This is a genomic window from Thalassospira sp. NFXS8, from assembly GCF_040148805.1.
GTDB lineage: Bacteria > Pseudomonadota > Alphaproteobacteria > Rhodospirillales > Thalassospiraceae > Thalassospira.
In genome coordinates this window covers 1-26,216 of the sequence record NZ_JAGEMF010000008.1, presented here as the reverse complement: position 1 = coordinate 26,216, position 26,216 = coordinate 1, and the positions used below count along the sequence as shown (strand labels likewise).

Here is a 26,216-nt window from a genome sequence, read left to right as displayed (position 1 = left end):
AGGTAGAAAATGAACACCACAGATCAAGGCACCTTAGGCTCTCAGGGCATTGCAGAATTGCGGGAACATGCCAAAGACATGTTTGCCGCTGCCGTTAAAAGGGCCGATCCGGAAGAAGGTGTGCGCCGGCAACTCGCAGTAAGCCCGCTGCCCTCAAAAAAAGGGGGGCGGTGCATTGTTTTGGCGATTGGCAAGGCTGCTATTCCAATGATGCGGGCGGCGCAAAGCGCGATACCTGATGTACATGATGCTCTTGTCGTGACGAATCCGGAAAACATGTGTGACCTCGTCGGCACGACGGTCATAGCGGGGATGCATCCGGTGCCCGATGCAGCTTCCGCGCATGCTGGCCGTTGCGTCATTGATTTTTTACAGGCGTCACGCGAGGGCGATGTTGTTGTTGCGCTGATTTCAGGCGGTGGGTCATCGCTGATGATAGCGCCTGCCGGTGGCATTTCTGTCGAAGATTACGGCAGCTTGAATGACGTGCTGCTTGCCAGCGGGCTTGCGATCAACGACATGAATCTGATTCGCCAGCAGGTTGATGATCTTAAAGGGGGCGGTCTTTTACGGTTTGCGGCGCCAGCCGAAGTGCATGCTTTACTGCTGTCTGATGTAATCGGTGACGATTTGCGGGCCATCGCTTCTGGTCCTACCGTGGCACCGATTGGAACGCCCCAGCAGGCTGTATCGCTTATGAAGTCGTTGGGGATTTGGGATAAAGTCCCGGCCAGCATTCGCGATCATCTGGTCAAGAGCGCGCCGATAATTGATCTGCCAACGGCATCAAATCATCTGATCGGGTCAAACCGGCAAAGTCTGGAAGCGATGTTGGCTGCCGCCCCCAAAGGTTTTGACGCTCACATTGTTAGTGATGCTCTTGTTGGCGATGTCGAAAGGGCAGCGACGGAAGTTATCGCTGCAGCGCGATCTGCCAAAGGGCCGGTAGCCCTGATTTTCGGCGGAGAAACAACCGTCCAGATCAAAGGATCGGGACGCGGCGGACGCAACCAGGAACTAGCGCTTCGCTTTGCCTTGGCAGCAAAAGACACCTTGCAAGATAACTGGGTGTTCCTTTCGGGGGGGACAGATGGACGAGATGGTCCGACAGATGCGGCAGGCGCATTGGTTGACGAAGGCACGCTGAAACGGATCGCGGACGCAGGTGGGAACCTTGATGCGTTGCTCAGAAACAATGACAGCCATGAAGCGCTAAGCCGCGCACATGATCTACTGGTCACTGGTGCAACAGGCACGAACGTGGCCGACGTTCAAGTGCTTCTGCTTCCTTGATTATTGTAGTTTTATCTACCTGTTCTTCTACTGTTTGACCGGCAGCGATGTTCGGTTGGTCCCGAGGAAGCATATACCTATCGAAATTTGCCCTGCATTGCAGGTCTGCGTGAGACCACTCTCAATTTCTCAAGTAGATGAACGAAGAGCTCGTCTTTATTTCGATAGGTGCGACTTCCAAGCTGCTGAGCAAAGTTGAACATGAAGAAATCAATCAACGTCGGGAGCTGTTTTGAAGCTGGGCAATAGAAATGTCAGCTTTTCTGTCAATTCTGCAGGTTTTTGTCATCTTTTGTGACAATCGATGACAACTTATCTGGCAATTGAAAATGCTAAGGAGTTGATTTTGTAAGAAGTCAAATGTCAGCTTTTGTGGCACCTGACACTCGCTTTCGAGTTCCTCCAGCGACAGTTCCAGCTGGGCGATCTCCCGATGGATCTTTTCGGATGATTTGCCAAACGCCATTTTGCGCAACCGGGCGATCGTGAGCTTGAGCTTCTCGATCTCCAGTGTCTTGACCTGAAGGCCGGATTTGGCGGCAGATAACTCACTGCGGGCAGAGGATAATTCTTGCCGCGCCACCGTAAACTCATCGGCCTGACGGGCGATGATGGCTTTAAGGTCCTCAATGCTGTCGGGGAGATCGACGGGTGGATTTTGCATGGCCCAATTATAGCCAATATGCGGCTTCAACCCAAGCGTTTCTGCCGGTTCTGATTAAAAAATATCCGCTTTTTTTCGGTCTTATCCCGCCATCTCCGGACGCCATGTGCGTTGCGGCATCCGCCAGTCGATCCCTTCGAGCAACATGCTCAATTGCGCCGATGTCACATGGGCAACACCCTCGTTTGCCGAGGGCCAGACGAACCTTCCCCGTTCCAGCCGTTTGGCAAACAGGCAGAACCCTTGACCATCCCGGCACAGAATTTTGATCAGGTCGCCCCGACGCCCGCGAAACACAAAAAGATGACCGGCAAAAACATCCTTGCCCAGAACCTCCTGTACCAGCATCGACAGGCCGTTTATGCCTTTGCGCATATCTGTTCGGCCCAATGCCAGATAAACACGCACACCACCCGCGACCTGGATCATGAGACCTCCGGAACAGACAGCAGGTGTTTCAATGTGCGCGGCGGGATCGTTTCGAGCACTTCAAGACGGCGGCCATTGGGCAGGGCAATGACGATCCGGGCAATCCCGGCCTCATCAACTGGCTCAGGCAAAGAGACATCTTCCTGGCGATCAGAAGAACTATCCGGAACATCCTGACGGCCCGTCAGCGCGACCGGCACAAAAGTCGGGCTGCCATCTGCCAGCCTGCCATACTGTCGACGCCATCTGGTCAGGGTGCTGTACCCAATTCCGTGCCGGATCGCAAATTCCCGAACCGACACATCAGTGGTAAAACTCGCGGCAACTAGGCGCTGCTTTTCTTCTGTCGTCAGACGGCGTCCGTTGATAATGCCATAACTACATATGTCGACAAAATCCTGATTTCCTGAGCTGTTCGGAGACAACGCTCCCTCTGGCTCCTAAAATCCGGTCTTTTGTTCTCTCCCGCAAGGTAGCTCTGACTGTACGCTTACGGAGCAAGAGGGAGCGGCGTCTCCGAACAGCTGTAAGCGTCTCACCATGGCTACCTTGCAAAAAAAGCCTCTCTGCAAAGCCAATTTAAGCAACCGCGAAGTAGACGTTCAGAAGCGCTTGTCGCTCTTGCTGATTAACAATGGATGTTACTCATTACGTGCCGTCTCAATGGCAGGCCGTTTTCCAAGCTGTACTAAACCCTCGAAAATGGACCTTTCATTCGTAGTCTCACTGTCCGAATTTCTGAACGAGCTTTCGCAACTCCATCACCGCTGCACTTTCCTCATTCCGGCCCCTGAGGCCTTGGGCCGCGTCGAAGCTCTCAATCTCAAGGTCTTTCATGTGAAAAAAACCATAGGTGTAAGCTGCCTTGTCGGTATCCCGGCATATGATTTTTACAATATTCTTGGCGTTCACCTGGACTGCTAGCCGTGTCAGATGATCGTCCCACAGGTCAAAGTTAGGGTGCACAAACCGGTAATTATCGCTCTGTGCCAGAGCCGTGGCATTATCGCAATCAATCACGAAATCATCACCACTTCGCTTGAATTGCATATTGCAGCGTTTGCACGCCGCAGCGAGATTCCAAAGCGTATAGCTCAGCGCCCTATATGCTGGATTACTCTTTGGTAGAATATGCTCGCGATCCGTCATAAATGGACCAGCGCCCTTCAGGTTGGTCCGGCAATAGCAACAGGTACAACCATGGCGCTGAAGGTGCAGGTTTAGTATCTTTGTCTTTGCGCTCTTCAGTGCGGTGATTTCAGCGGCGGTACCGGGTACATAATCCCAAGGTTTCTCGCTAGCTAAAGCTAGATTGATTACTGCGATTTCGTCTTCTTCATATGCAAAGTCGTCCAGCGGCGGCTGATAAGGATCAACCATCGCGGCCCTGCCTTTCGCGCTCTGCAACAACCTTCTTTATCAACGTGCGCACTGCTTCAAAGAATGCGCGCTGCCCATTATCAAAACTTTGTTGGTCCATAACGTTGACGCAAGCAAGTGCTGCTTCACTATCGATGCCACCCTCCTCAAGTTTTCTCAGAATACTGGATAATTCCTCGCTGACGTAGTGGCTGGCAGGGGTGATCACATCGAAGGCACGCCATAAAATCTCTTCGATGCTCTCAGTTGAGAGTGCCGAGTTTTCCAAATTGATCTTCTTAGGTTTATCACGATCAATCTGGAACACTGAAATTACATCACGTGCGTTGGCAAGTGCGCCAGTCACAATCAATGGTGCATGAGTGGCTATGACAATGGTGGCATTTCGATATTCGAGTGCGTTAAGAAGTTTGTCGACATATTCGCGCTGCCAGTTCGGATGAAGGCTGTTCTCTGGTTCATCAACCAGAACTAAAGGATCGGCGTCACGATTGGCGATCAGAAAGAGTAAGGATGAGATCAGGGAGAGTTCACCAGAGCTGGCGGTCAAGAGTTCGATAGTCGGACCATCTCTCCGCTGCAGATACACCTTAATGTCGCTTAAATATCCAGCTTTGCGTAAGGTTTTTTCCAAACGCAATACGCTCGCAAACTCCCGCCCCTGCGAATAACTTAAGAGGCGCTCGCGATCACCCACCCAATGGATTTCATCTGACTCGAAACGCTCAAAATAGCTGGTTGCTAGAGCGATGTCGCGCGGAACTCCACCGTCATTCAACAGAACCTGCGGATCAAGGTGCTTGTGCTGGTTCTTCAGTTTGACTTTGAAACCTATCCGATCACGATAGCCGCAATAATCGAGAACCTTGGCAATTTGATAGAAGCGACTGTCATCGTCATCGAGAGTGTCTGCAACTGCGAACTTAACCACAGATTTAGGTGAACGCTCGGTACGACCAGCCGAGATGCGCTTTATGCCTCGCATCCCCAAAAAACGGTCATATGCGGTATTGCAGATTACTGCGAGATTCCTAGATTGACGAAGGTTTGAAGCTAATTCGCGCAGGAAATTGCTTTTGCCTGCGCCATTAGGCCCTACCAAGATGGCAACCTGTTCTCTGCCCAGCGAGCTAAAGCGGTCAAAGTCCAAAGATTCAATCATTCCCGATTACCCATCCTGAAAGCGCTAGCAAAGAATCCATTTCAATAACACCGACGAAAACGCGGAAATTTCAACGGATGGTGTTCATCTTGCTCCGTAAAACTTTTGACCAATCCTTCAATGCCTGAATATCGGCCATGACTTCGGCAGGCTCTGGTGGCTCAGGATCATGACCGCGGGACGGGTCGTGCGCATCGACGAAATCACAACATTTCTTGAATCCGCTCTCGAAGGTTCGCACATCGATTTCTTCGAGAGCAGTAACCTGCTTCAAGCGCTTGGTATCAATATAGTCGCGGTGACGTATCACGACGTTGGCAAATACGATATCTTCCAGCGCCCGTTCCCAAGTTGCTCGAAGGCGACTGTAGAGCGATGCCACTTCCGTTTTGTAGCCTTCGTCGTCATGCGCCTCGAATAAGCACTTTGCGGCACGCGCCGCTTTTTCAAGCTTGTCGATCCGGTCGCGAATGCTCGACGCCGTCCACGGCAAATCCTTGTTGACGATGCCGACGACATCCTGACCGCGCGTGAGATGCGCGAGCGCAATCGGCGTATTACGCTCCAAGGCCAACTGTGCTAAATCGTTTACGAAGATCATGTCATGCGTGAACACGATAACCTGCCGTACGCCGGCTTCCTTGGCCAGGCGCTTAGCGACATTTGATCGCCAGCGATGGTCCAGCGAGGAAACCGGATCATCGAACACAAGCGCTGATGTATGCGATGCGTTGGCCAGTTCGGTAAGATATGAGGCCAACGCTACACAGGTCTGCTCTCCCTCGCTGAGGACATCATGAACCTTGGCTTTCGGGTTGGCATAGAGCTTCACCTCGTATTGTGGTGAACCGAATTTCCCCCCCGAGCGCACGACCTCGACCCGCACGCGGTTACCGGCCAGCGCGACAATTTCTTGTTGAAACCGGTCGCGCATGCGCGGTGTAATCAGATTGTCGGCAATCTCGTTTCCAAGCCGCGTGATCGCCGTCGTCGCGGTATCGCGCAAGCAGTCTTCAATTCGCTTTAGCTCAACAAGCCGTGCGATTTCCGTTTTCGCGATATCCAGTAGATCGCGACTTTGTTTCCTATCCTGCAAGTCTGCCTGTTCATTGAGAACAGCTTCCCGTGCTTCACCGCCGGATGTGTCATAGAGAGAAGTAGCATAGGCGCGTGTGTTTGTGGCTTCGTTGCGTACGGCATCTGTAACGGATTCAGGCAGAGCCAGCGGATTCGGAACTTCTTCGCCCGAGATCTGCGCAAGGGTCTGGGCCTGGACGCGCCGTGCGAGGGCGATGAATCTCAGCACTTGCTTCGCGAGTGCGAAATTACTGGCCTTCAATCTCCGATAGGCCACAGAGATCTTGTTGACGTGGACGGGGGCAGCGCGGAACTTCTGCTCCGTTTCCTGAAAGACGCGCTCGACCGCGGCAGCTTTGGTTTCCGTGTCCTTCTTGATGAACTCTTCGAAGCCAAGCATCCGCGCGGCGGTAGGCTCGTCGATCTCCTGATGGCACAGAACGCAGATATCCCCTGACGATGGCGGAAACGCGGTACCGTCTTCTTTGGCTACTTGCGAATATGCCCTGGCGGACTCCCAAAGAGTCCGCCAGACGTTCTCACCGACGCCCTCAAGCGCCAATCTGGAAAATGCATCATGAGCTGCCGTATTGGCGGCCGAGCGCATGTCGTCGGCACTCTTCTTAGCAGCATGAAGCGCTTGAGTGGCGTCGGCATTAAGCGCTTGCTCGATACGCTTCAAATAGGTTTCCAGTTGATCGAGCTGGGTCGCGTAATCGCGCTGCGCTTTCGCCGCGACGGCGGGGTCTTGCGCGAGGTCGGCTTGCAGTTTTGTCAGACGTGCTTCGTCAGCATCCGAAAATGGTGACTTGGGCGTTATGGCCGAGATATCGGTATCATGTCGAAGCGCGGAGAGAGCTTTGCCGAGCGCTGACCGGCTAGACCAGACTGGATTCGCGAAAACGGAATTACGCTTTCCTTCCAATGTTTCCTTCTCGATCATCAGGCGCGCTTTGATTTCCTGGCAGACACCGGCGAGGTCATCCGGAATATCAAGACCGAAGGGGCGGAACCAAACCTCGTTCTTCTTTTGAACGTGAACCGAAGCCGCGTCACGGTCAAAAACCGTTATCGCTGCAAGCAATTCGGCAGACTTGCCATTATTCTCCCATGAGACGGTTTCCGTGGCGGCGCTGGTACGGGCGATTGTCAAATCGGCCCTTGCTGTTCGTGTAGGGGAAGCGCTGTAAACGTCGGACATGATCTCGCAGGCATGCCTTGAGCGGCAAGCGTTCTTGAGTATCCGCGTATAGCCGGATTTTCCGGTGCCGTTCTGCCCGTAGACAATGGTAATGCCAGCTTCTTCAAATGCAAGCGTCTGACCGGTCGCGAGTTGATTAACACCTGCGACATTTGTGATGCCGGTCAGTGAAATTGACTCGCCTGCGCCAGGATCAACTGGAAGATGGTCTTTTGACAGTGCCTCCGCCGTTAGTGTTACCGATTGATCGCCATGCTCTTTCTTGCAAAGCGCCAATACCTCCTCGAATGCGTTTTCGTCTGGATAGCCGTTCAAGACAATGCGGCGAAGCGCGTCGCGCTGCCAGAGCGGTCGGTTCTGCGACCAAACCAGAATCCTTTTTGGCACCGTATCATCAGTTTTTTCAGATAGATTGCTTGTCGACATAAGAGACTTCAATGTTCCTAGATTCAACGCTCTCGCGAACCTTACCGCGACATCGATGCGCGCTCAACTTTTTGTTGTATTCAACTGGATTTCGTAACTCAAAGCCTGCAAAAAACATTCGGTTTTGAAATGCGAACGAAACAAAGATAGGGTCGGGCAAACAACCGTTATCGGAGTTGCCAAGTCATTCGCCATGGATGAGCGGAACGTCATCTAAGGGCCGTTCTTGTAAGGGTAACCAAAGCTAAAAACATAACGGTATGATTAAAATTGCTATTCCACATAATCGTTTGATCGAGCTACGGCGCAGCCATCATTGTGGAAAGGACGATGACAGGACGGCCGCGTAGCGATGGACCGAATCGCCGGTGAGCCGGAAAAGAAGATTGCAGAAGGGTGCTCAATGAAATCGTTCAGATCGAATGATCGCCCGGAGTAGTCCTCGGCAGGCGAAGGAAACCCTGCTGGGACAGGACTGTCGGCCAGCGGACGGGGTAGGGTGGTTTTCACCAGAAAGGGGGCAATTAATGAAAATATAATAGGAATTTTGTCCCGGTTGATCCCAGAGTCAAGTTTTTTAGTTTTTTAAGGTCTTCTGACGCCGCAGTGATCAGAGGGAGCACGAAAACTAATATGTAGCCATGCGCGATGATAAGATCTTGGTAACAGATTGGTTGCGAACAAGTTAGGAGAAAATATATCTGATTTTGTTATTATGATCGTCTTCATCCCAGTAACTGTTGTGCTGAATTTCCCTGAACCACATCCTGCCTAGCAAGCCGCAGCAAAACGCCTATATCGAGGGATATAACCGGACTGTCCGGCATAAATGGCTGGACCAATACATCATTGAAAGCATTTCGCAGGCGCAAGAGTTCGCCACTAAATGGCTCTGGACGTACAACAACCAACGGCCCAATATGGGCATCGGCGGCATAACACTCACACAGAAACTAAAAACCGCCGCGTGAATTCTACCTGACAGCCCCGTTAAAAATGGGGGGATTACCGCACGTGCCGACCTTCTGGGGATTGTTGATTATATCTCTGATGATAATCCCGACGCTGCACAGCGTGTAAAAGACGATATACAGATGAAGGCAGAAAAGCTGATAACGTTTCCCGGAATTGGCCGTTCGGGCCGAGTTGAGAATACCAGGGAACTTGTTGTCGGAGAGAACTACATCATTGTGTATCAGGAAGACGGGCTAAGGATACGCATACTGCGTGTGTTACATGCTACGCAGCTTTGGCCTGTGGGTGTTTAACGCGTTTAGGGTGACGTTAAGCGAAACTTCCTAATCAATTTGGACCGGACGGGCTATGGATCGGGATTTGCGATTGTTTAGGGAGAGAACCAAATTGCAAACCAGTTTTATGCAATATTTCACTTACTTGTCTTGTGTCTTTATGTAGCAATAGTTCGCCGAACGATATGACATTTCGCTTCCTGTCGTTCTCCGAAAGTGGTGGAACAACCAGCGTGCCATTGACGGCCTTCGCCGCCTCTTTCGCCAACGCCATCGGTCGGTTTTCCTTGGTCATATGCGCATCCGTTGCCGCAACAACGATTTCGCGCTTGGGGTTAAATCGTCGCAATGTCTCAGCCACAGCCTTCAGGTTTTCTGCCTTTACCGCCCAGACCACCGCTTTTCCCGTCAGACGGTTCAGCTCAATCGCGCTGATAAAGTCATCGGCAATTAGAACTGGCTCTTTCGAATTTTTGGAGAGTCTGCCCCCGACGATATGATGCAGCCCTTTGTCATCACCTGGCCCGGTCAGCATTTCACCTGATCCGTCTTGATCCATTTGGTATATCGCACAGAGGCGATTTCCGCTGTCCTTGAGTGGCACAAGAACCTTGCCGTCTTGGTCCAGACGATACCCCGCCCAAGCTGTGGCTGATCCCATCTCTGGCCGTGCCGCGATGGTTTTCTTGTCGGGTGTGGATGCGTTTTGCCAGACAAGCCATGCATCATCCCCGACCGGCTGGGCCAGTTCGTTGCGCAGGGTGGTCATGGTAGGGGCCGCAGCAGGATCTGGCACAATGTCAGCTTTCCAGACATTGCGGTGCGTCTCGATGGTCCGGCTTTGCCAAAGACCCTTCTCGTCGCGATAACGTTCCTTTACCTGGACTTTCTTCTTTTCGGCAATTTCAAGCATGATCCAGTCGCCTTTGGCGGCACCGGATTGTCTGACACAATCAGCAATATCGACCCCCCAAAGAGTGCGTTCGGACCCGTCAGTGTTTTGTAGCTTCACAAAGCTCGATTGTGATTTCCCGGGATCAAAATTGTAAGGAGCGCGCCCCAGTTCCATTAGTTGGGCCGCATTCCGCGTAGATCTATTGCGTGCATAGTCCTTGAATGAGGACGCCTTTTCTGGCCGGACGATCTGCGCACCGAGTTTTGCCGCTTTCTCGCTGTCGTCGGGCTGTTCTGTTGCGCCGAGTGCCACGATGATTTCAGTGTCGTTATTTTTCTCGCGCATTTTGCGGGCCAGATCCGCCCAGTCCGCCGGTCTGGCGGGCACCATCACCGGGCAGTTTGTTGCCCGATGCAGGGCTGCCGCATCGGCGTAATCCCGGGCAATGATCAGTGTATCTTTGTCCCGGCGTCTTTGCGGATCAATCCTGTGCATCAGCATCTGATCGGACGGGGTATCCTGCACCAGGCTTTGGCGGCCCTGTTTGTCGATCAGCATGACATTTTCAATACGGCCGGAGCGGTCGCGCAGCGGTACGGCAATGTTGCCTTTGTCTGTCAGCTTGACACCATAGCCGCGCAGGCCGGTGGCTTCCAGCCAGGCTGAATTTTTTGGTTTGGCCCAGTCGGTGCAGGCATCCCAGACCATGAAGGCTTTGTCATTAGTCGGTTGAGCGAAGGCACGGCGAATGTCGGTGGCATCATCCTGATCGGGCAGCGACACAAGTGGGACATTGGGTTGGCGGGGTATATCTGGATCGGCAATGATCGCCTTGCTGTCGGGGTATCGCCGTTGATGCTCTTTAAGCACCTGGCGCATGTCATCGGGATCGGCCAGAACCATCACCGGACGCCGTGTGGCATCATGGATTTTAACGGCATCAGCATAATCGGCGGTAAAGATCACCGGGCCTTTCTCGATTTGCTTTCGGGGATCAATAAGATGCGCCAGCCCCCGTGCGCGTTTATTGCCAATATCGAGGCTTTTGCCGTCGGGAGAATCAAGCCGCACGGCCTGCAAATGGCCATTGCGGTCCCTGAATGGCACCAGAAGGTTGCCCTCGTCATCCATGCGACAGCCGCGACCGGTCGAGCGGGTCTCTGACAGCCAGGACAGGGATTTTGCTTTGGCCCAGTGCCCGGCCTCTTTCCAGGCTTTGAGCGCCGGGTTGGCCAGCTTTGTTACCGGCGTAGGTCGGTCATCGCCAAAGACCAGATGCAGCATTTCCTGATGGGCGATCAGGAACACCGCAGCCAGCGGATCACGATAGGCCTCACTGACCAGAAACAGTTTCCAGTTTGACAGCGACCGGCTTAACAGAGTGGTGGGCGGGGCCGGGGTCAGTTTTTGGGTGCCAAGATATTTGCGCCATAGCGGCGGCATGGCCGGATGGCGCAGGGTCGGGCGGCGTTTGTAACGCCGTTTGGGTCGAGATGGCTTTGCCTGTGTCGCTTTCTGTTCATCGATAGGTGGCTTGAATTGCCCGAGTTTCTTTTCCAGCGCGGCTTTGCTCATAGCGCGATCCAGTGCTGATGCTTTCATGCCCTGGCCATCTGGCCCCATCAGAACAAAACCATTACCGCGCTTTTTGATCCTGATGTCGTATTCAGCAAGAACGTCATGCAGTTCCGGCCAGTTTTTTGCTTCTGCGGTTTGTTTTAAAATCCCGTCGCGATGACCCAGCACATGGGTTTGGAAACTCTCCTGCCAGGTTTGGGATTCATAATCCCGGGCCGAGGGCGAAAGTTTGGCGCTGTTATCCATACGTTGTGCCATGCCGTTATCAACAAACAGCCCGTATTTCTTTTCGAGCTGGCGCGAGACACGATCCAGAACTTTGTAATCGCGAAAAGGCGTGACCACCTGAAGGGTTTGCGGATGCACTTTGTTAAAGGCGATGTGCATATGAAAATTGTCAGTATTGATATGGGTGCCGGCGACATATTGATGTTCGGCAAATCCCAGTCCTGTGGCATAGGATGCTGCAATGTCCTTGAGGTCTTGTTCAGATAGTCTTTCTTTCTCGCCCGGGCGGAAGGAGACAATCATGTGATAGGACTTGTCTTTGACATCGGGTTTGAGGCGGCGCACGGCTTCAATCTCGACCAGGGCGAGATCCAGATCCTCTTTGTTTTCGCCAGCACCACAATGGGCAATCCAGAAACGGTCGAGCTTTTCGCCGGCCTCTTTGGCCGCTGCGATATAATGGGCCAGCTCTTTATAGTTATCGGCGATATGGGCGTTTTTGGGGATCTTCTTGGCGATCATGACGCTTTACGATGCAGGGAGCTGTCAATCTCGCGCACCAAACTTTTAAGCTCATTCTGGGTCGTCGTGATCTCGACAATCAGCCGATCAAACCTGGCCAGCAGATCAGCACTGAGCGGTTCATCAAGAGCGAGTTTAAAGAGATTGCCGAGACGGGCCTGGTCGGCATTGACCCTGAGAAGGTCAAGAATGGCATGAGAGGCTTCAAACGTGCGCTGATCGGGCAGTTTGCTGTTCATCAGAAGACGGCGTAGCAGTTCGGAGCGGCTCAGGCGTAACTGGCCTGCCAGCCGGTCAAGGCGGGCCAGTTCGATGTCATCAAGATAGGTTTTAACCAGGTTGCGGGTGGTGGCCATGAGGTCGTTCTTTGTCGTGAGAGAAACGAAGCGAGATGGCCGGCAACGATTACTCGCTGCCGGTCATGCCAACGTATGATCACATCGCCACTTGCTGACGTTGTTGCTTCTGTTGCTGTTTGGGTGCAGGCAGGGACCGGGCTTTTTGCAGTTTTTGTGTCAGCCCCAGTTCTTTGATCTGCTGCTTGACGGTTTTCGCCAGGCTGTCGATCCCCCGGGTCACATGTAGATCGTTATAGTCGGTCAGCCCGGCCTGTTTTTCCGCCGGGGAGAGGTTGGGCCGGATGATAGCGGCAGCATCGACCAGTGCTGTTGCGCGTTCGGCCCCCTTGAGGCCGGGATTGATGCCTTGTTTGGCTTCCACCCCATGATCATCATCGGCGGCAATCACTAGCGGGCGGTCGGGGAAGGCCTTTTGCAGGGCTTCGGCGACCGGGGCGAGATTGCCACTATCCATCGCAATCGCGGTTTGATAGCCGGTTGCCATATTGAGGCTTTTGCCGGTGGCATAGCCTTCGGCAATCAGGATCGGGCCTTTCTTGCTGCCCGGGATCATGTGCATGAGCCCGGTTTTGCGGCCATCCTTGAGGAAGCGTTTGCTGCCATCGGGCGTGACGACCTGGACATTCTCGATGAAGCCTTTGGCATTTGTCATCGGCATCAGGAGATTGTTGTGAATGTCCTGTTTTAGCGTTTCGCCGCTTACCTGTTTGCGTTGCAGATAAACGTGATCACTGCTGGCCGTATCCGCACCCTGCACCATGGCATAGGCGCGTTTGGCCACCTGTTTGTATTGGGCCTTGAGGTTTTCTTCCATTTGCGCCTTGCGCGCAGCGGCTTCGGCCTTGCTGCGTTCAATCTCGGCCGGGTTGCGCTCGGCAGCCGAACTGACCCATTTAAGTGCCTCGTTCCCGGACTTGTAATTAACGATATTGCCCGCCGGAATGCCCTCAATAAAACCGCGATAGGAGCCACTTTGCTGCCCCTTGCGGTCGCCTTCAACTGCGACCCGGTGCCATTTGCCATCCATGGTGGGCGGGCCGTCGATCACCAGACCGTTTTCCCGGCACGCCAGGGCAAACTCATCTTCTGGCCGCATCCGCGATTCCGGTTGTTTGGTTGTTGTTTCATTCCAGCGGGCAAAGGGTTTGAGATCGGCATCGTCGCGCACATACCAGGACTTGGCGCGGCGATCCCACTTGGCCCCGAGTGCCTTGGCATCGTTCTTCTCGCTGTAAGGCACGTTGAGATAATGACGTTTCTTCGAGGTATTTGGTGCTGTCCCCGGGGCGAGATCATTTGCCACAGCTTCTTTGGGACGTTGGGCTGGTCCCGCCGTTGCGGCCAGCGCTGCCGCCCGGTTTTCCTGTCGGGCCTGTTTTTGCTCGGCGATGAACCGCTCCGCCATCGTCTGTTCCGGATCAGCCCCAAGGCTTTTCACCAGATCACTGGTGCGTTGTGCTTCAGGCACGAACCATTGCGGGCGGAGCGGCTTAAAATAGTCCTGATCGCGATGGGCGTCATACATGGCCGAGAGCAGTTCGGCATGTTTGGAAGACCGGCCTGCGAGGTCGGCCATACCGGTGAAGGTTTCCCGTTCCTGGTTAAAGGACCGTTCTTTCTTGTCGGGATCATCAGAATATTGCCACCAGACATCGATGCGCCTGAACGCGGCCCCGGCGTCATTTAAGGCCCGGGCCTCGGTATCGGGCAGGCTGTCAAGACGGGCGGCATGCAGCATCCAGTCCTGTTTGATCTTGACCGCCGTGTTTTCCGCCTGCCGCTCAAAGACCCGATCCGCAACCCCCTGTGCCGGATCCGTGCCGAGGCTTTTGGCCAGATCGTTTGTGCGCTGATCGGCAGGAATGAACCAGTCAGGCCGGCGGGGTTTAAAATGATCCTGATCAGGATGGGCGTCATACATTACCGAAAGCAGTTCGGCACATCGGGAGGAGGACTCTGCCGGTTTGGCCATGCGGGCAAAGGCTTCCTGCTGGTGCCGTGTTGCGCGTTCGCGAAGGGCCGGATCGTCAGAGCCTTGTCCGGCGATATCGATCTGATCAAAGGCGTTTTGGGCCTCGACCATTCTTTCGATATCGATGTTGATCATGTTTTCAAGCCGGCCGGCATGAAGCATCCAGTTCTGTTTGACCTCCTTTTCATTCCAGCCCGGGATGTCTTCGCTGTGTTCGGGTACAATCCTGTTTTTCGTGACCATGTTGGCGGCCTCCTTGCGCTTGTCTTGCGCCAGAACCGGTTTGAGCTGCTCGCGCATGTCCGGTTCCATGATCCAGCTTTTGATGTTTTCGGCATCGCGTGCGGCAGTGAAGAGAACGTTGCGATCTTCCTTGATGGCCCGCATCCAGCTTTTGACATAGCTGGCATGGCGCTCCGGATAATGGCCAAGGCCCAGTTCGGTGCTCAGCATGTAGCTGCCAATCTCGGCGCGCAGTTCCTCTTTGGCATAGACTTCCGAGCCAAACGGCCCGAACTCGCGGGCCATGCGGCTTTGATGGCCGGTGGCATGGCCAAGTTCATGAAGCGCGGTTGCGTAATAGTCATAAGGACTGCCAAAGGCATCTTGCGGCGGCAGATGAATTTCATCACTCATCGGGCGGTAAAAGGCCCGGTCTCGCTGATCATGAAAGATTGGCACATTGCCCTGGCGCAATAATTCCTCGGCCCGTTCCACCGGCTCGAAGGTCGGTTCCGGGGCAATCCACGGGGCCAGCCCGTCGATCTGTTCGGCATTAAAGACCACGGCATGAAAGACCTGGGGACGATCAAGACGGACTTCGCGGTTTTTGACCTTGCCGTTGTCATCAAGGACCGGCTTGCCGTCCTCATCGAGCACGGGGCGCTTGTCGGTCCATTTCCAGTATTCGATTTTGGTGCCTTTTTCGCCCTTGCGCACCTGGGCGTCCTGCTGCGTGGCTTGCCGATAGGTCATCCAGCGCGGGTCTTCATGGCCGCGTGTTTCCAGCCACAGCGCATTGATGCCGCGATAATTGGCCCCCGAGACCGGGTTGAACGGTCCCAGCCGCACCTTGCCCGGGTCCCACGGCTTTTGCCACGGCGCGGTACCGGCTTCGATATGGGAAAGCAATTCTTCGACCACCTGGTCGCGATAGGATTTTTTCTCGCTCATTGGACATCACTCCCGGCAGGATCTGTGTCCGCTGTCGGATCAAGCCCGTCAAAATGGCTATCAAGCGCATCCTGATCGGACAGGGCGGTTTCCCAAAACGCCCCCATGTCCTCGGCAACGTCGGGATCCACACTGAGCGGGCCGTTTTCACCCGCGCGGGTGACACTTTCGCTGGCGAGCTTGAGATAATCGGCTTCGGACAGGTGGGCGTTGGCGCTCGCGTTGACGTTCACATTGGCATCAGTGCCGAGGGTGGGACCGGTCTCTCCGGTTTTAACCAGGTAGATTTTGGGTGTGTCAGACATGGGAAGTCTCCTTTTGAGGGCTGGACGGGGGAGGGGTTTGCGCCATTTTGGGCGGACGGATCTTGCTTCGGGCGCGCAAGACGGGATCAAGGAAATAGAGTTTCTGGCGTCCCAGAATGGGCGGGCGACCGCCAACAAAAATCAGGGCGTCGCCGGGGTGGGGTTTCTTTTTGCCGTCAGGATCGACATCGATCATGCGCAGCCGCATGATTTCATCGGCGGTCAGAAGATCGCGTGAGACTTCATGCAGGTTTTCCGAGTGTGATCCCGGGGTGCCCGGTTTGCCGGAGCGCGAATGTTTGCGCTGAACAATGGTCTGTTTACCGGCCAGCTTTGACAGCAACTCGGCGGTCGGCAGTTTGTTGGGCGTAAAGGCAATGCGGACATGGCAGTTGGCAAAGATCGATTCATCCTTGCCGTATTTTTTATAAAGCTGCTCGATATTCTGAATGATGATGTAGGCCTTGATGCCGTAGCCGGCCATGAAGGCCAGGGCCTCTTCAAAGATCTCGAGCTTGCCAAGCGACGGGAACTCGTCGAGCATCAGCAACAGGCGGTGTTTGTAGCCTTGCTTTTGCTCGCCATCGCCAAATTCCATCTTTTCCGTCAGGCGACGCATGAACAGGTTCATCATGATGCGGATCAGCGGGATCAGCCGGTCCTTGTCGGCAGGCGAGAACACCAGGTAAAGCATGGTGGGCTTTTCGCCATTCATCAGATCATCAAGGCGGAAGTCACTGATCGCGGTGTTTTCGGCAATGATGGGATCGGCATAAAGGGTGAGCTGGGTTTTGGCGTTGGAATGCACGCCCGAGCGTTCCTGCGGGGCCTTGATCGCCATGCTGTTGGCCCCGCGTTTGACCTCCTTGTTGACATGGGCAAAGCCATGGTCATAGGCGGCCATGGTTTGCAAAATGGCGACGAAGTTGTCTTCGGCATCCATGTCTTCGCCGTTTGAGGAGGAAGAAGACGACGGTGTTGGATCGTCCTCGTCACTCTCAACCGCTCCGTCGGGCGGGGCGACGGTGCTAATACCCGAGAGAAAGATATTCACATCATCAAAATTGGCGGTGCGATGCTGTTCTTTTTGCACCTTGTAACAAACATGGAGCAGCACGACGGACAGCCAGCCCCAGCCTTCCTCGCGCCAGTAATTGCCGGCAATGCCCTTACCGTCGGGATCGACCACCATATTGGCAATGTTCTGGCAATCCGCGATGTCACGCCGACTGTTGATGCGGATTTCGGCGAGCGGGTTAAAGCGCACCGTTTCATCCGCATTGGGATTGCTGGGATCAAAGCGCAGCACGGTTTTGCCCTGATCACGGTTCCAGCCGGCGGTCTTGGCATAGTTCTCGCCCTTGATGTCGAGTACGAGCGCACTTTCGGGCCATGACAGCAGGGTCGGCAAAATGATGCTGACCCCTTTACCGCTGCGCGTCGGGGCAAAGGCCAGCACATGTTCGGGGCCGTGATGGCGCAGTTCACGTACCTTGCCAAAAAAACGCGGAAAGCCGCCAATCACCACCCCTTTGGCGGTGAGCAAGCGGGCCTTTTTAACATCGCGCCAGGTGGCCCAGCGGGCCGAACCATGCAGTTCCTTGCCCTTGCGTGTGCCCGATACCGTATCGTTGCGGGCGCGTGCCGAGAAGATGGCCAGCACGATTAAAACCAGCATCCCGGAGCCGAGAATGACCAGGGCGGGGTTTTGCATGTTATCGGGCAGACCGGCAGGATGAATGAGGGTGGCATACAGCCATTGCCACCATTCGAGATGGCGGGGATCAAAACCGACCACAACATGCCAGTCGGCAATGACGCCGGCCAGCATGCCAAGGACGACGAAGAACATGGCAAAATGATAAAGTTTTGCGGTCATGATTGTTGCCCTTTCTCGTTATGGGGCCGGGACGCGGCAACTATATCGCCCGATGCTGTCATCAGGGCGCAGCAGGCGGCACTGAACAGGGCTGCGATATGGATCATGCGTGAGAGGGGGACCAGCTCGGGCAGGTCGCGGGCAATGCCAAGGGAGAGAACGCCGAGAAGCATGGCGACAAGCGCCATAGCAACCCGCGATGCAATGAATTCATCGAGAAGTGTGGGATGGTCTTTAAGCAGGGTATGGCCGGGCCTGAGAAGCCATCTTGCCCCGATACGCAGCAGGACATAGACGGACAGGAAGACAAGCAGCGCCCATAGTCCGGCAAGCAGGCACATCAGGGCGCAATAGCACGAATATATCCGGTTCATGACGCCGCCCTCCCATCCTTGAGGATGTAATGGTCATTGCCGGGCTGCCAGAGATCGGTAATGCGGCGATAGCCGTCCGGGCCGCGTTTGATCTGAACGACAAGATCAATCATTTCGGTGAGGAACTCCGGGATGCGGTCCATCTTCATGCCTGCCCAGGCAATGTTCTGATCGAACTTGCGATGAATGGCCTGACGCGGGCTGGTGGCATGGATGGTGAAGGTGACACCGGTGGTCCCGGCATTGAGCGTGCCCAGGGCGGCAAAGGCATTTTTGGTGCTGATCTCGCCAAACAGCACCCGGTCCGGGGTGATGCGATTGACGTGATCAAACAGAATCCGCCAATCGACCATGCCGTTGGTGGCGGAACTTTCACGCGCCGCCAAAAGCCCGTTGCCATCCCAGAAGGGATCAAGGGCCAGCTCCATGGTGTCTTCCAGGGCAATGACACGGATGTCATCGGCCAGCGTTGAAAGCAGCAGGTTAAGCAGGGTGGTTTTGCCGGTATTGGTGCCGCCCGAGATCATGATGTTCTTGGCACTCAACATCGCCTCGGTCAGAACATCGCGGACTTCGGTTTCGCAGGCGATGCGGTGAAGGGGCAGGGTTTCCTCGAGCGGTGCGCCCGTATTCTTGCCGGCCGGCGGGACAATCTGATCCCAGCCCGGGGTGAAGGGATGTTTGCAGCGAATGGCGAGGCTGAGCCCACTTCGTACCGACGGGCCGACCAGGCATTCAAAACGATGGCCTTCTTCAAGGGCGGTCGAGAGAATGGGAGAGGTATCACCGTCAAAGGGCAAACCGCGCTGGTTGCCAAGACTGCGACAGATGCGTTCGATCTCGGCGAGGCTAAGGGCGGCATCAACGATGCGGGTTTTGCCTTCGCCGCGCCGATCCACAATGATCTCGCCGGGGCGGTTCAGCCGCACCTCGACGGTTTGTGGATCATCATAGTACCGCGCCAGCGGGGCCATGATGTTTTTATAGAGCGGGTTGATGGCGTTCATTACTGCCACCCCCATGTCAGGGCGCAGTTGTTTTTGGCAACCGCCGTCAGGGCCGGGTAACTCCATCCGCCATACCAGCTGATACCGCGCACAAAGGGCGGGTTATGGGGTTCGCGGCGGATGAACTGTTTGGGATCGCTGCGACAGGCTTTGGTTTCGGGCGTCCCCACGATCTCGCCGTCATCCCGGACAATGGTTTTGGTGCCATTCGAGAGCGTCCAGGAGCAGTGATAATAATCGGTGTAATGTTCGGTGCGTTCGTCACCCTGCCAGTCGAATGAATAGCTGCCGCATTTATTCACAGGGTTTGAGTAAACAGAGTTTTCCCACTGGTCGTGATAATCCGGTCCCCAGGTGATCTGTACCGAACAGACATCGCCCAGACTGACCGGATCAGCCTCGCCGACGACCAGGCTATATTTGGTGCCATCCGGGCGGGTATAGTTCTTGACCCGGTTCTGCCCCTGATATTTGGTGCAGTCCTCGTAAGTGATCTCGTTGGTTGAGGCCGTGGTTTCACCGTCATAGGTGTAGGGCGTTTGTGCGGTGCCGGGCAGAACTTCACTGGTCTTGATGTTGTAGCGCCCCTGTGGCGTACCATCGATATAGACGGTGGACAGGGCATAGGCAAAAAGCTGGTCGTCATGGGGCTGCCAGCCGGTAATCTCGATCTGATGGGTATAGACCTGATCGCTTTTCTGGCAATCAGTGATAAATTCCTGCTTGTCGTCATAAAAATAGTAATAACGCTCGCTGCCATAACTCTGGCCCGCACTCATGCTGTGCGTCCAATAGGCCGGGTCTTCGCAGCCCTCACTGGTGGCCATCACCTCCATGCTGGTGGTATCAGGGGTGCAGGCGGTGCGGAACTGTTCCAGACCATTGACCAGAATACGGACCCGGCTTTGCAGGGTGACGGATTTGTCTTTGCTATTGATCAGCGGGGTGCAGACATAATCACCGCCATCGGTTTTATAGACGGTTTCATGGGCAAACTCGGTGCCGCTATCGGTGCAGGCGGTGCTGTAGGATACCCCGCCCAGCTCATAGACATATTTGTGGCGCTGATAGGAAACACCGGCGTCAAAATCGTCGCGAATGTCGCAGCCTTCGGCGGTCGCCGTCATCGGGGCCGGGGCGATCTCTTCGGACGGGCTGCAATCACGCACTTCGATCTTGCGGCCATTCTGGTTGCTATAAACCAGCTTGGCATTGGTGATGACGTTTCCGGCCTCGTAATCAAGTGTCACCCGGCAGGCATCACGATCTTCAACAATGTCAAAGCGGGTTTCAGGATCGGGCTGGCACGCGCCATGTTCCACCCGGTTGCCTGAACCATCGGTGTAATAATAGATAAAGGATGCCGTTGCCGTGCGGGCCTCAAGATCCTCGTTATAGGAACAGGCACTATAGCTTTTATTGATCTTGTAGCGTTCGTCTCCGTCCTCGCAGGTGCCGTAAGAGGTTTCGCCATCTGTTGTGGTGGCCATGCGGGTTTGCTGGATCGCTTCAAGCTGATCAAGATCGATGCGCATCTTGCAGCCTTCGGCGGTGATGCGGGTTGAGGTTTCCGGTGTATCGTCGAGTTCAAGGGCTGAGGGTGTGCTATAGCGTGAGGCATCGGGATTGCTTGCGGCATTGGAGGCAACGGCCCCGTCCGAGGCCCCGACGCCTGCTTCCTCGACATCCTTCTTGCTTGTCGTTTCTTCATCCCCGGCCACAGCCAGGCGCTTGAGCGCTGAAATCAGTTCGCTCTGATCGCCCTCAATCGTGATCGGGGCGGCGGGGTCAAGTTTGGGATCGTTTTCCAGGGCGAACTGGGCAACAAAATCATCGGAGTTCAGCGCTTCGGCCCGACCGTCCTTTTCAACACCGGAGAGCACGAGCTGGCCGACCTTTTGCTGATCGACCTTGACATAACGGGCATAGGCTTTGGCGGTGACCCCCTCGGTCAGTTTGCTATCGGCCCCGGGCACATCGACCAGGCCGAGATCAAGGGCAATCGGGGTGTTTTCGGGAAGTTGGGTGGCAGTTTTGCTGCGCGTGATGATCTTGACCTTTTTGACCATGGCGGCCATGTCGGGATCATCAGCGGTTGAGCCAGTCGGCTCCCCGGACGGGGTTTGCGTCACGGCGGCCCGGGCGGCGGCCAGATCCTGATCGGGGCTTTGGGCATGAGAGGGCAGGGTGAATGACATCACGCTTGCGCAGATAAACAGCACAAGAGGCAATCGCTGTTTCATGACTTACTCCGTTTTTGCGATATACCAGTCCATCGAGGGGCGGATCTGAAAGCGCGTGCCCTGGGGAATGGTGATGATGGGTTTGAGCGAGAGGGTTTCTTCGAGGATGTTGGCGGTGATCTCGCCAAACTTGTTGGACAGTTCCTCGGCAGCTTTTTCGGATGCGGCTGTTGCGACCTGGCCGTCATTGCTTTCGGATTTGGTCGAGGCAGCGGCATAACGCACCGCTGTCGAGATTCCGGTTAAAAGAAAGGCATTGCCGTAACGTTCCATAAAGCGCCGGTCGACTTCACCGGCGGCCCCTAACTGGCCCTGGGCATTGGCCACAAGCGATTTGATATTGCGGATTTCGGCCCGGTGCCCGGCGATTAGCACGCGTTCACACTGCATGGCGAGGCGGGAACTGCCCATATCTTCGGGCGGCATGTAATTGCAGATCAGGCGCGAGCCTTTGGGCAACAGCGCCAAGCGACTGTGATAGCCAAAAACATCCCGGGTGGTTTGTACCACGACCGTGCCGGTTTCCTCGCCGCCGACCTGGCTGTTGATCCCGGTTTCCAACTGGACCGGGATATAGCGGTCGGCTGCGAGAATGCGGGAGTTATCGACCGGCAGGCTCGAGGTGCGGCGCGGTCCTTCATAATCACCCTCGATCTCCATCTTTTTGGCATCGAGGATATGTTCGGGGCGCGCAGCCTCGTCCATTTTAGAGAGATCGGGCACAGAAAGTTTGTCGGGGTCAGTCGAGCCGCCTGCACCTCCCACACCTCCCACACCTCCCACACCGGGTGTTGCGCCGGTGGCATTCGTCCCGGTGGCCGTGGCTGCGTTGGACGCCGAACCGGAACTGGTTGTTCCGTTTTGGCTGGAGGCACCGGTTGAACTTGTGCCGTTCGCTGCTCCATTGGCTTTGTTGGCAGATGTGCCCGGGCCGTTGGGGCTGCCTCCCTGATCAGATGAGAGGGGAATGTCACCGGCCTGCACCGTCGGGGCCTGTTCGCCGGTTGTGCCCATGCCGGGTTCAAGTTGGGTGTTTGTACCCGATGCATTTTGCGCACCTGGTGGGTTAGGGATAGTCGGATTGCTTCCGACAGGAACCAGCCCGTTATTGGCGACCGGTTGCCCGGAAGGAGACGACAGGGAAGATGGGTTGGATGCGGAAAAGGCAGCAGTGCCCCCGGACGCAGGATTGCCTGCCGTGCCGTTTTCCGTGCCATTCCCGGGTTTGGACAGTTCCATTTCCGGAACAAACACGGTCAGGGTATCGTCCTGATTGGGCGTAATGCCCAGCCCCGGGGTGAGCGAGACTTTTTGCGCCGGGCTGCCGGGGGAGGCGGGAGCTTGGCTGTAGCCCGCGACCTGCCAGTGGGCGGGCACGGCTTGCGCCCAGGCGGCCTCTAGCGCCAGCCGGTAAGGGTCCGGCTTTGGTGGCGGCGCGGGTTGCACCACCGGAGCCGGAGGCGGCGGGGGAGGTGGTGCCGGACGCTCGATATAAACCTTTTTTGTCACCACGACCGGCGGAAAGGCCGGGGTTGGTTCGGGCGCTTTGGGCAGTGCCGGTGGGGCGCTTGGCACGCCCCATACGGTTTTGTCATCCGCCGGAAGTTGCGGCGGGGTTTTAAGGGCGGCTGGATCAGCACAGGTGCCGCCAAAGGTCAGGCCCAGCACCAGGGCGATGTCACAAAAGGCGGTGCTCATGGCATTGCCCTCCGCAACTTTAGTGCGGTCGCACAACCATCGGCGATGGCGGCGCAAGTTCCGGTCGTAATGACAAGCAACCGGACGGGGGCGGGCGGGGCAGCGAAGATCGCAAAATCCGGCAAGATAAGGACAATGGCAATAATGACGAAGATCAGGCGTGCTGTTGCAGTGCCAGTATAAATACGGTCAATCGACTGCGCCGATATGGTGTCGGGAAAGCTGTTGCCAAAGCGTGTTAAACATCCTTCGATGCCGAGTAAAAACAGCATTGACTGGGCCAGCCATGTTACGGCCAAACCGGTTGAAAGATGTGCTGCTGTCTGTGCCCAGAGAAGAGCTTCTTGCAGGTTGTCAGCTTCCAGTAATGGCGGTATCAAGCAAATCAGGGTTACGCTTAACAGCGTTCCAAACCGAAAGGAGTCTTGCGAAAAGTGGGTTTTGATGACAGCTCGCCATCCAGAGGCTGGCTTGAGATTATTTGGAACCATATCGACAACACCAGTTTGGCTGGCTTTATCGCAGGGGCAATTTTGATCGCAGGACTGTTGGCCTGGAAATTTGTCTTTTGAAACAAACATGATCAGTCCCCCTCATATTCAATGCAGAGGAACTTTTTGCCGCTCTTGAGCGAGATCAGGCGCTGGGTGCTTTCGATGATATAGGTGTGGCCCTGAATGCGGGTATTGACCAGCTCGTCCACCCCATCGACGACGACATAGGCCGTCGGCAGTTCCAGATCCTTCCAGCGGTCGCCAAAGCGGATATAGGTAAAATAGTCATCGCGAAACACCGTGACCGGGCGTAGTTCGTCATCGCCCCACAGGTCATAATCACCCCAGCCGCGCAGCTTGTTGGGATCAAATCCGGCATCGGCAATAAAGTCATCTTTCGGCGTGCCGGGGTCGGTATCGCCAAGATCGTGAACCGCAGCGGCAAGTTCCTTATTGTTGGCGTTGGCGGTTTCGGATTTCGCTGTTGCCCCGGATGCAGCACCGCCCGGCGTTTCAGATGTCGTGCCGGACTTGCCTGACTGATTGCTTCCCGTGCGGTCTGCACTGGTCACAATACCGTTTCGGGTGCGGGAGATCGTAATGTTCGAGCCGGTTTTGTCATTGCCAGCACGGCCTGTTGTCTCATCTGCGGTTTCATTCCCCGGTGCTGCTTGTCCGGCCATGATCTGGCCGTTTTCATCGGTATAAACCGGCATGCTGCCGTCATAGGAGAGCGGTGCAATCAGATTGCCCTCGCTGTCAAACCGTCCTGCCACGAGATCGGGCCGGGTCGTGCCATGCGTGCCGGTCGGAACGTTTTCAATGATCGGACGGCCCTGATAATAGCCCGTCACGCGGGCCTGATAGGCCCCTTTAAGCGGGGTGCCATCGGGACCGGTGAGCTGGATCGGGTTTCCCTCGGCATCGAGCGGGATTTCCTGAATGTCGTGATATTGGCCGGTAACCGGATCGGGCAGGATAATCCCGGCCTCGTTTTGCAAGGCGGTGCGCTGTATCCCGCTGCCATAACGCATCCGCTGTTGCGGGCGGATCATCGCCACCGTCATGTCGTCTTTGGTGGTAACCGAGCCTTTAAGCCGGACCAGAAGGTCGGGCATGTTGATGGAATTGACCCCTTCGGCCCGCAGATAGAAGGGATAGACATGGCCCGACCCGCCATAAACAATCATGGAGGTGTCATAGCCGTAACTGGCCGGACGAATGGCAATACGTCGTTCATCACGTTTATTGACCGACCAACTGCGCGGATCACCAACATCGATCCGGTTGATTTCCTCACCTGCCGGAAGCTCGATCAGGGTGACGAGATATTCCCGGGTTCGCACCCGATAGGTGCAGGTCTCGCAAACGTCGGTAACATAAACCCCGTCGCTTTTTTCGGCATAATCCCAGGCATCCTGAATCTGACCGCTGGTCCGGGGCCGGACCATAGGACCAAAACGGCCTTCGGCCTGATCTTTTGCCTGTTTGACGACAGAGTCCGGGACCGGCATGGTGGGCACTTTCGGGGCCGGGCTGGCACTTGCCGTGGCATCGGCCTGTTGGCCGTTTGAATTTGCCGTGTTTGCTGTATTGGTTTGCGTGTTGGCATTCTGGCGCTGCCCCGGCATGGGCGGGCGCGACGATGTAAAGGCCGGGGTCTGGGCACGGGCCGTGTGAATGACAAAGACGGCAGCCAGCGAAACCAGCAGGGTCGCCAGTGCCAAAGTCCAGGCGAATTTGCGAAGATGGTTTTTCATGAAATCTATTCTCCTGCACCGGACGGGTTGCGTTTGCGCAAGACCAGACCGGTGACGGTAAGGCCGAAGGGATTGGTGTATTTTTCAGAGACCGGCACATCATTTTGCGGCCGCGTGATCAGCGAGAGGTAGGCGCGCAGGCGTTGCGGGCGGCCCAGCGGGCGACCGTTGATGCTGTCGGTCTGGGTAAAATCGATGGCGAACTTGTAATCATCGGTCAGGCTGGCAACCCGGTTGATGGTTTCCACATCAATCGATCTGACCACGCCGCGATCCAGCGCATCGCGGATTTCGCCGCTGCTAATGCGTTCCTTGCGAAACTGCTCCCAATAGGCCGATGACGACAGTTTGGAGGCTTCGCGCAGGCGTTCTTCCTGTGTCACCGGATCAATCGCCAGCAGGATACGGATAAAGCGCCGGGCGGTTGCTTCAAGGAACAGATCAAAGCCCTCGACCTGCTTGGAGATCGGCTCGATCTGGTAGGTGCGATCATCCGCGCCGTACGTGCGGACAAAGACAAATTCCTTTTCCTTGAGCGGCACCAAAGCCGAGATGGTTTGCAGGGAGACCACCTGACCGGTACCGAGCACAATCACTGCTGCGGTCAATAACCGGCACATCCAGGCCAGACGGCGATGGCTGGCCTGAAAGCTGTAGGGATCATTGGCTGCAATGCTGGCGTGGGGACCAGCTTGGGCAACCGGATCGCCCTTTCTGTGTCGCCGGGGCTTTAGCCACGCCATGTAAAGCCCTCGCTATTGAACTCGACCGGGTCACAGACACACGGGCTTTCCTTGAGTTTGTCGACACCGCTGCCATCCTTGGGTAGTTCGATCTCGTCAAAGGC

The 26,216-nt window shown here is 55.5% G+C and carries 20 protein-coding genes and 2 pseudogenes; 4 read left to right on the top strand and 18 right to left on the bottom strand.

Going from position 1 to position 26,216, the window contains the following annotated elements; all coding sequences use genetic code 11:
- Nucleotides 1-9: 9 nt before the first annotated feature.
- On the top strand, nt 10-1,293 hold the full coding sequence (locus J4E05_RS23425; RefSeq protein WP_349600793.1) for a glycerate kinase type-2 family protein: 1,284 nt from the start codon (nt 10-12) through the stop codon (nt 1,291-1,293).
- Between the two features lie 388 nt (nt 1,294-1,681).
- Here J4E05_RS23425 and J4E05_RS24150 read toward each other — a convergent pair.
- The 6 genes and pseudogenes from J4E05_RS24150 to J4E05_RS23395 form a co-directional block, all read right to left on the bottom strand.
- Nucleotides 1,682-1,957: pseudogene (locus J4E05_RS24150) on the bottom strand (IS66 family transposase); the annotation flags it as partial.
- An 81-nt stretch (nt 1,958-2,038) separates the two neighbouring features.
- Nucleotides 2,039-2,386, bottom strand: coding sequence for an IS66 family insertion sequence element accessory protein TnpB (gene tnpB, locus J4E05_RS23415; RefSeq protein WP_349600790.1), 348 nt, complete (start codon nt 2,384-2,386; stop codon nt 2,039-2,041).
- On the bottom strand, nt 2,383-2,811 hold the full coding sequence (tnpA, locus tag J4E05_RS23410; RefSeq protein WP_349600787.1) for an IS66-like element accessory protein TnpA: 429 nt from the start codon (nt 2,809-2,811) through the stop codon (nt 2,383-2,385). The genes tnpB and tnpA overlap by 4 nt, the downstream gene beginning before the upstream one ends.
- A 298-nt stretch (nt 2,812-3,109) precedes the next feature.
- Nucleotides 3,110-3,766, bottom strand: a complete 657-nt coding sequence (locus J4E05_RS23405; RefSeq protein ID WP_181847783.1) for an HNH endonuclease — start codon at nt 3,764-3,766, stop codon at nt 3,110-3,112.
- On the bottom strand, nt 3,759-4,928 hold the full coding sequence (locus J4E05_RS23400) for an AAA family ATPase (RefSeq protein WP_114090471.1): 1,170 nt from the start codon (nt 4,926-4,928) through the stop codon (nt 3,759-3,761). The genes J4E05_RS23405 and J4E05_RS23400 overlap by 8 nt, the downstream gene beginning before the upstream one ends.
- 70 nt (nt 4,929-4,998) lie before the next feature.
- Nucleotides 4,999-7,632, bottom strand: a complete 2,634-nt coding sequence (locus J4E05_RS23395; RefSeq protein ID WP_114090470.1) for an AAA family ATPase — start codon at nt 7,630-7,632, stop codon at nt 4,999-5,001.
- 749 nt (nt 7,633-8,381) lie between these two features.
- On the opposite strand from J4E05_RS23395, the pseudogene J4E05_RS23390 reads away from it, so the two are divergent.
- Nucleotides 8,382-8,603, top strand: a pseudogene (locus tag J4E05_RS23390) (integrase core domain-containing protein); the annotation flags it as partial.
- Complete coding sequence (locus tag J4E05_RS23385; RefSeq protein ID WP_309471294.1) at nt 8,604-8,900, top strand: type II toxin-antitoxin system RelE/ParE family toxin; 297 nt, start codon at nt 8,604-8,606, stop codon at nt 8,898-8,900. It begins immediately after the preceding pseudogene.
- Nucleotides 8,901-8,934: 34 nt separating this feature from the next.
- On the opposite strand, the gene traI is transcribed toward J4E05_RS23385, so the two are convergent.
- The 10 genes from traI to J4E05_RS23335 form a co-directional block, all read right to left on the bottom strand.
- Nucleotides 8,935-12,105 carry a TraI/MobA(P) family conjugative relaxase gene (gene traI, locus J4E05_RS23380; RefSeq protein WP_349600783.1) on the bottom strand — a complete coding sequence of 1,057 codons (3,171 nt, stop codon included), beginning with the start codon at nt 12,103-12,105 and terminating at the stop codon, nt 8,935-8,937.
- Nucleotides 12,102-12,461: a plasmid mobilization protein gene (locus J4E05_RS23375; RefSeq protein WP_349600781.1), complete on the bottom strand. Its 360-nt coding sequence runs from the start codon at nt 12,459-12,461 to the stop codon at nt 12,102-12,104. The genes traI and J4E05_RS23375 overlap by 4 nt, the downstream gene beginning before the upstream one ends.
- Nucleotides 12,462-12,540: 79 nt before the next feature.
- Nucleotides 12,541-15,609: a zincin-like metallopeptidase domain-containing protein gene (locus tag J4E05_RS23370; RefSeq protein WP_349600779.1), complete on the bottom strand. Its 3,069-nt coding sequence runs from the start codon at nt 15,607-15,609 to the stop codon at nt 12,541-12,543.
- Nucleotides 15,606-15,914, bottom strand: a complete 309-nt coding sequence (locus J4E05_RS23365) for a hypothetical protein (protein WP_349600777.1) — start codon at nt 15,912-15,914, stop codon at nt 15,606-15,608. Before J4E05_RS23365 ends, J4E05_RS23370 begins: the two co-directional genes overlap by 4 nt.
- Nucleotides 15,907-17,793 carry a type IV secretory system conjugative DNA transfer family protein gene (locus tag J4E05_RS23360; protein ID WP_349600775.1) on the bottom strand — a complete coding sequence of 629 codons (1,887 nt, stop codon included), beginning with the start codon at nt 17,791-17,793 and terminating at the stop codon, nt 15,907-15,909. The genes J4E05_RS23365 and J4E05_RS23360 overlap by 8 nt, the downstream gene beginning before the upstream one ends.
- A complete protein-coding gene (locus J4E05_RS23355) occupies nt 17,790-18,167 on the bottom strand; it encodes a hypothetical protein (protein WP_349600773.1) in 378 nt (125 codons plus the stop codon). The genes J4E05_RS23360 and J4E05_RS23355 overlap by 4 nt, the downstream gene beginning before the upstream one ends.
- Nucleotides 18,164-19,174: an ATPase, T2SS/T4P/T4SS family gene (locus tag J4E05_RS23350; protein ID WP_349600771.1), complete on the bottom strand. Its 1,011-nt coding sequence runs from the start codon at nt 19,172-19,174 to the stop codon at nt 18,164-18,166. The genes J4E05_RS23355 and J4E05_RS23350 overlap by 4 nt, the downstream gene beginning before the upstream one ends.
- On the bottom strand, nt 19,174-21,417 hold the full coding sequence (locus J4E05_RS23345; protein ID WP_349600767.1) for a hypothetical protein: 2,244 nt from the start codon (nt 21,415-21,417) through the stop codon (nt 19,174-19,176). Before J4E05_RS23345 ends, J4E05_RS23350 begins: the two co-directional genes overlap by 1 nt.
- Nucleotides 21,418-21,420: 3 nt before the next feature.
- Nucleotides 21,421-23,115, bottom strand: a complete 1,695-nt coding sequence (locus J4E05_RS23340; protein WP_349600766.1) for a TraB/TrbI/VirB10 family type IV secretion system protein — start codon at nt 23,113-23,115, stop codon at nt 21,421-21,423.
- Nucleotides 23,112-23,495 (bottom strand): hypothetical protein, encoded by a 384-nt coding sequence (locus J4E05_RS23335; RefSeq protein ID WP_349600763.1) that lies wholly within the window; start codon nt 23,493-23,495, stop codon nt 23,112-23,114. Before J4E05_RS23335 ends, J4E05_RS23340 begins: the two co-directional genes overlap by 4 nt.
- 54 nt (nt 23,496-23,549) lie before the next feature.
- Between J4E05_RS23335 and J4E05_RS23330 the strand changes: the two genes are divergently transcribed.
- Nucleotides 23,550-23,687, top strand: a complete 138-nt coding sequence (locus tag J4E05_RS23330) for a hypothetical protein (protein ID WP_349600760.1) — start codon at nt 23,550-23,552, stop codon at nt 23,685-23,687.
- A gap of 11 nt (nt 23,688-23,698) precedes the next feature.
- Here the strand turns inward: J4E05_RS23330 and J4E05_RS23325 are convergent, their stop codons facing one another.
- Together J4E05_RS23325 and J4E05_RS23320 are read right to left on the bottom strand one after the other, a co-directional pair.
- Entirely contained in the window at nt 23,699-25,369 is a 1,671-nt protein-coding gene (locus J4E05_RS23325) for a TrbG/VirB9 family P-type conjugative transfer protein (RefSeq protein WP_349600757.1), read from the bottom strand.
- A gap of 5 nt (nt 25,370-25,374) precedes the next feature.
- Nucleotides 25,375-26,112, bottom strand: a complete 738-nt coding sequence (locus J4E05_RS23320; RefSeq protein WP_349600754.1) for a VirB8/TrbF family protein — start codon at nt 26,110-26,112, stop codon at nt 25,375-25,377.
- Nucleotides 26,113-26,216: the final 104 nt, after the last annotated feature.

Excerpts from the sequence above, each read along its gene's own strand:
- tnpB (WP_349600790.1), bottom strand. The coding sequence starts at position 2,386 with ATGATCCAGGTCGCGGGTGGTGTGCGTGTTTATCTGGCATTGGGCCGA.
- J4E05_RS23345 (WP_349600767.1), bottom strand. The coding sequence starts at position 21,417 with ATGAAACAGCGATTGCCTCTTGTGCTGTTTATCTGCGCAAGCGTGATG.
- J4E05_RS23325 (WP_349600757.1), bottom strand. The coding sequence starts at position 25,369 with ATGAAAAACCATCTTCGCAAATTCGCCTGGACTTTGGCACTGGCGACC.
- J4E05_RS23425 (WP_349600793.1), top strand. The coding sequence starts at position 10 with ATGAACACCACAGATCAAGGCACCTTAGGCTCTCAGGGCATTGCAGAA.
- J4E05_RS23360 (WP_349600775.1), bottom strand. The coding sequence starts at position 17,793 with ATGACCGCAAAACTTTATCATTTTGCCATGTTCTTCGTCGTCCTTGGC.
- J4E05_RS23400 (WP_114090471.1), bottom strand. The coding sequence starts at position 4,928 with ATGATTGAATCTTTGGACTTTGACCGCTTTAGCTCGCTGGGCAGAGAA.
- J4E05_RS23320 (WP_349600754.1), bottom strand. The coding sequence starts at position 26,112 with ATGGCGTGGCTAAAGCCCCGGCGACACAGAAAGGGCGATCCGGTTGCC.
- J4E05_RS23370 (WP_349600779.1), bottom strand. The coding sequence starts at position 15,609 with ATGAGCGAGAAAAAATCCTATCGCGACCAGGTGGTCGAAGAATTGCTT.
- J4E05_RS23350 (WP_349600771.1), bottom strand. The coding sequence starts at position 19,174 with ATGAACGCCATCAACCCGCTCTATAAAAACATCATGGCCCCGCTGGCG.
- J4E05_RS23395 (WP_114090470.1), bottom strand. The coding sequence starts at position 7,632 with ATGTCGACAAGCAATCTATCTGAAAAAACTGATGATACGGTGCCAAAA.
- J4E05_RS23365 (WP_349600777.1), bottom strand. The coding sequence starts at position 15,914 with ATGTCTGACACACCCAAAATCTACCTGGTTAAAACCGGAGAGACCGGT.
- J4E05_RS23340 (WP_349600766.1), bottom strand. The coding sequence starts at position 23,115 with ATGAGCACCGCCTTTTGTGACATCGCCCTGGTGCTGGGCCTGACCTTT.
- J4E05_RS23405 (WP_181847783.1), bottom strand. The coding sequence starts at position 3,766 with ATGGTTGATCCTTATCAGCCGCCGCTGGACGACTTTGCATATGAAGAA.
- traI (WP_349600783.1), bottom strand. The coding sequence starts at position 12,105 with ATGATCGCCAAGAAGATCCCCAAAAACGCCCATATCGCCGATAACTAT.
- J4E05_RS23375 (WP_349600781.1), bottom strand. The coding sequence starts at position 12,461 with ATGGCCACCACCCGCAACCTGGTTAAAACCTATCTTGATGACATCGAA.
- J4E05_RS23355 (WP_349600773.1), bottom strand. The coding sequence starts at position 18,167 with ATGAACCGGATATATTCGTGCTATTGCGCCCTGATGTGCCTGCTTGCC.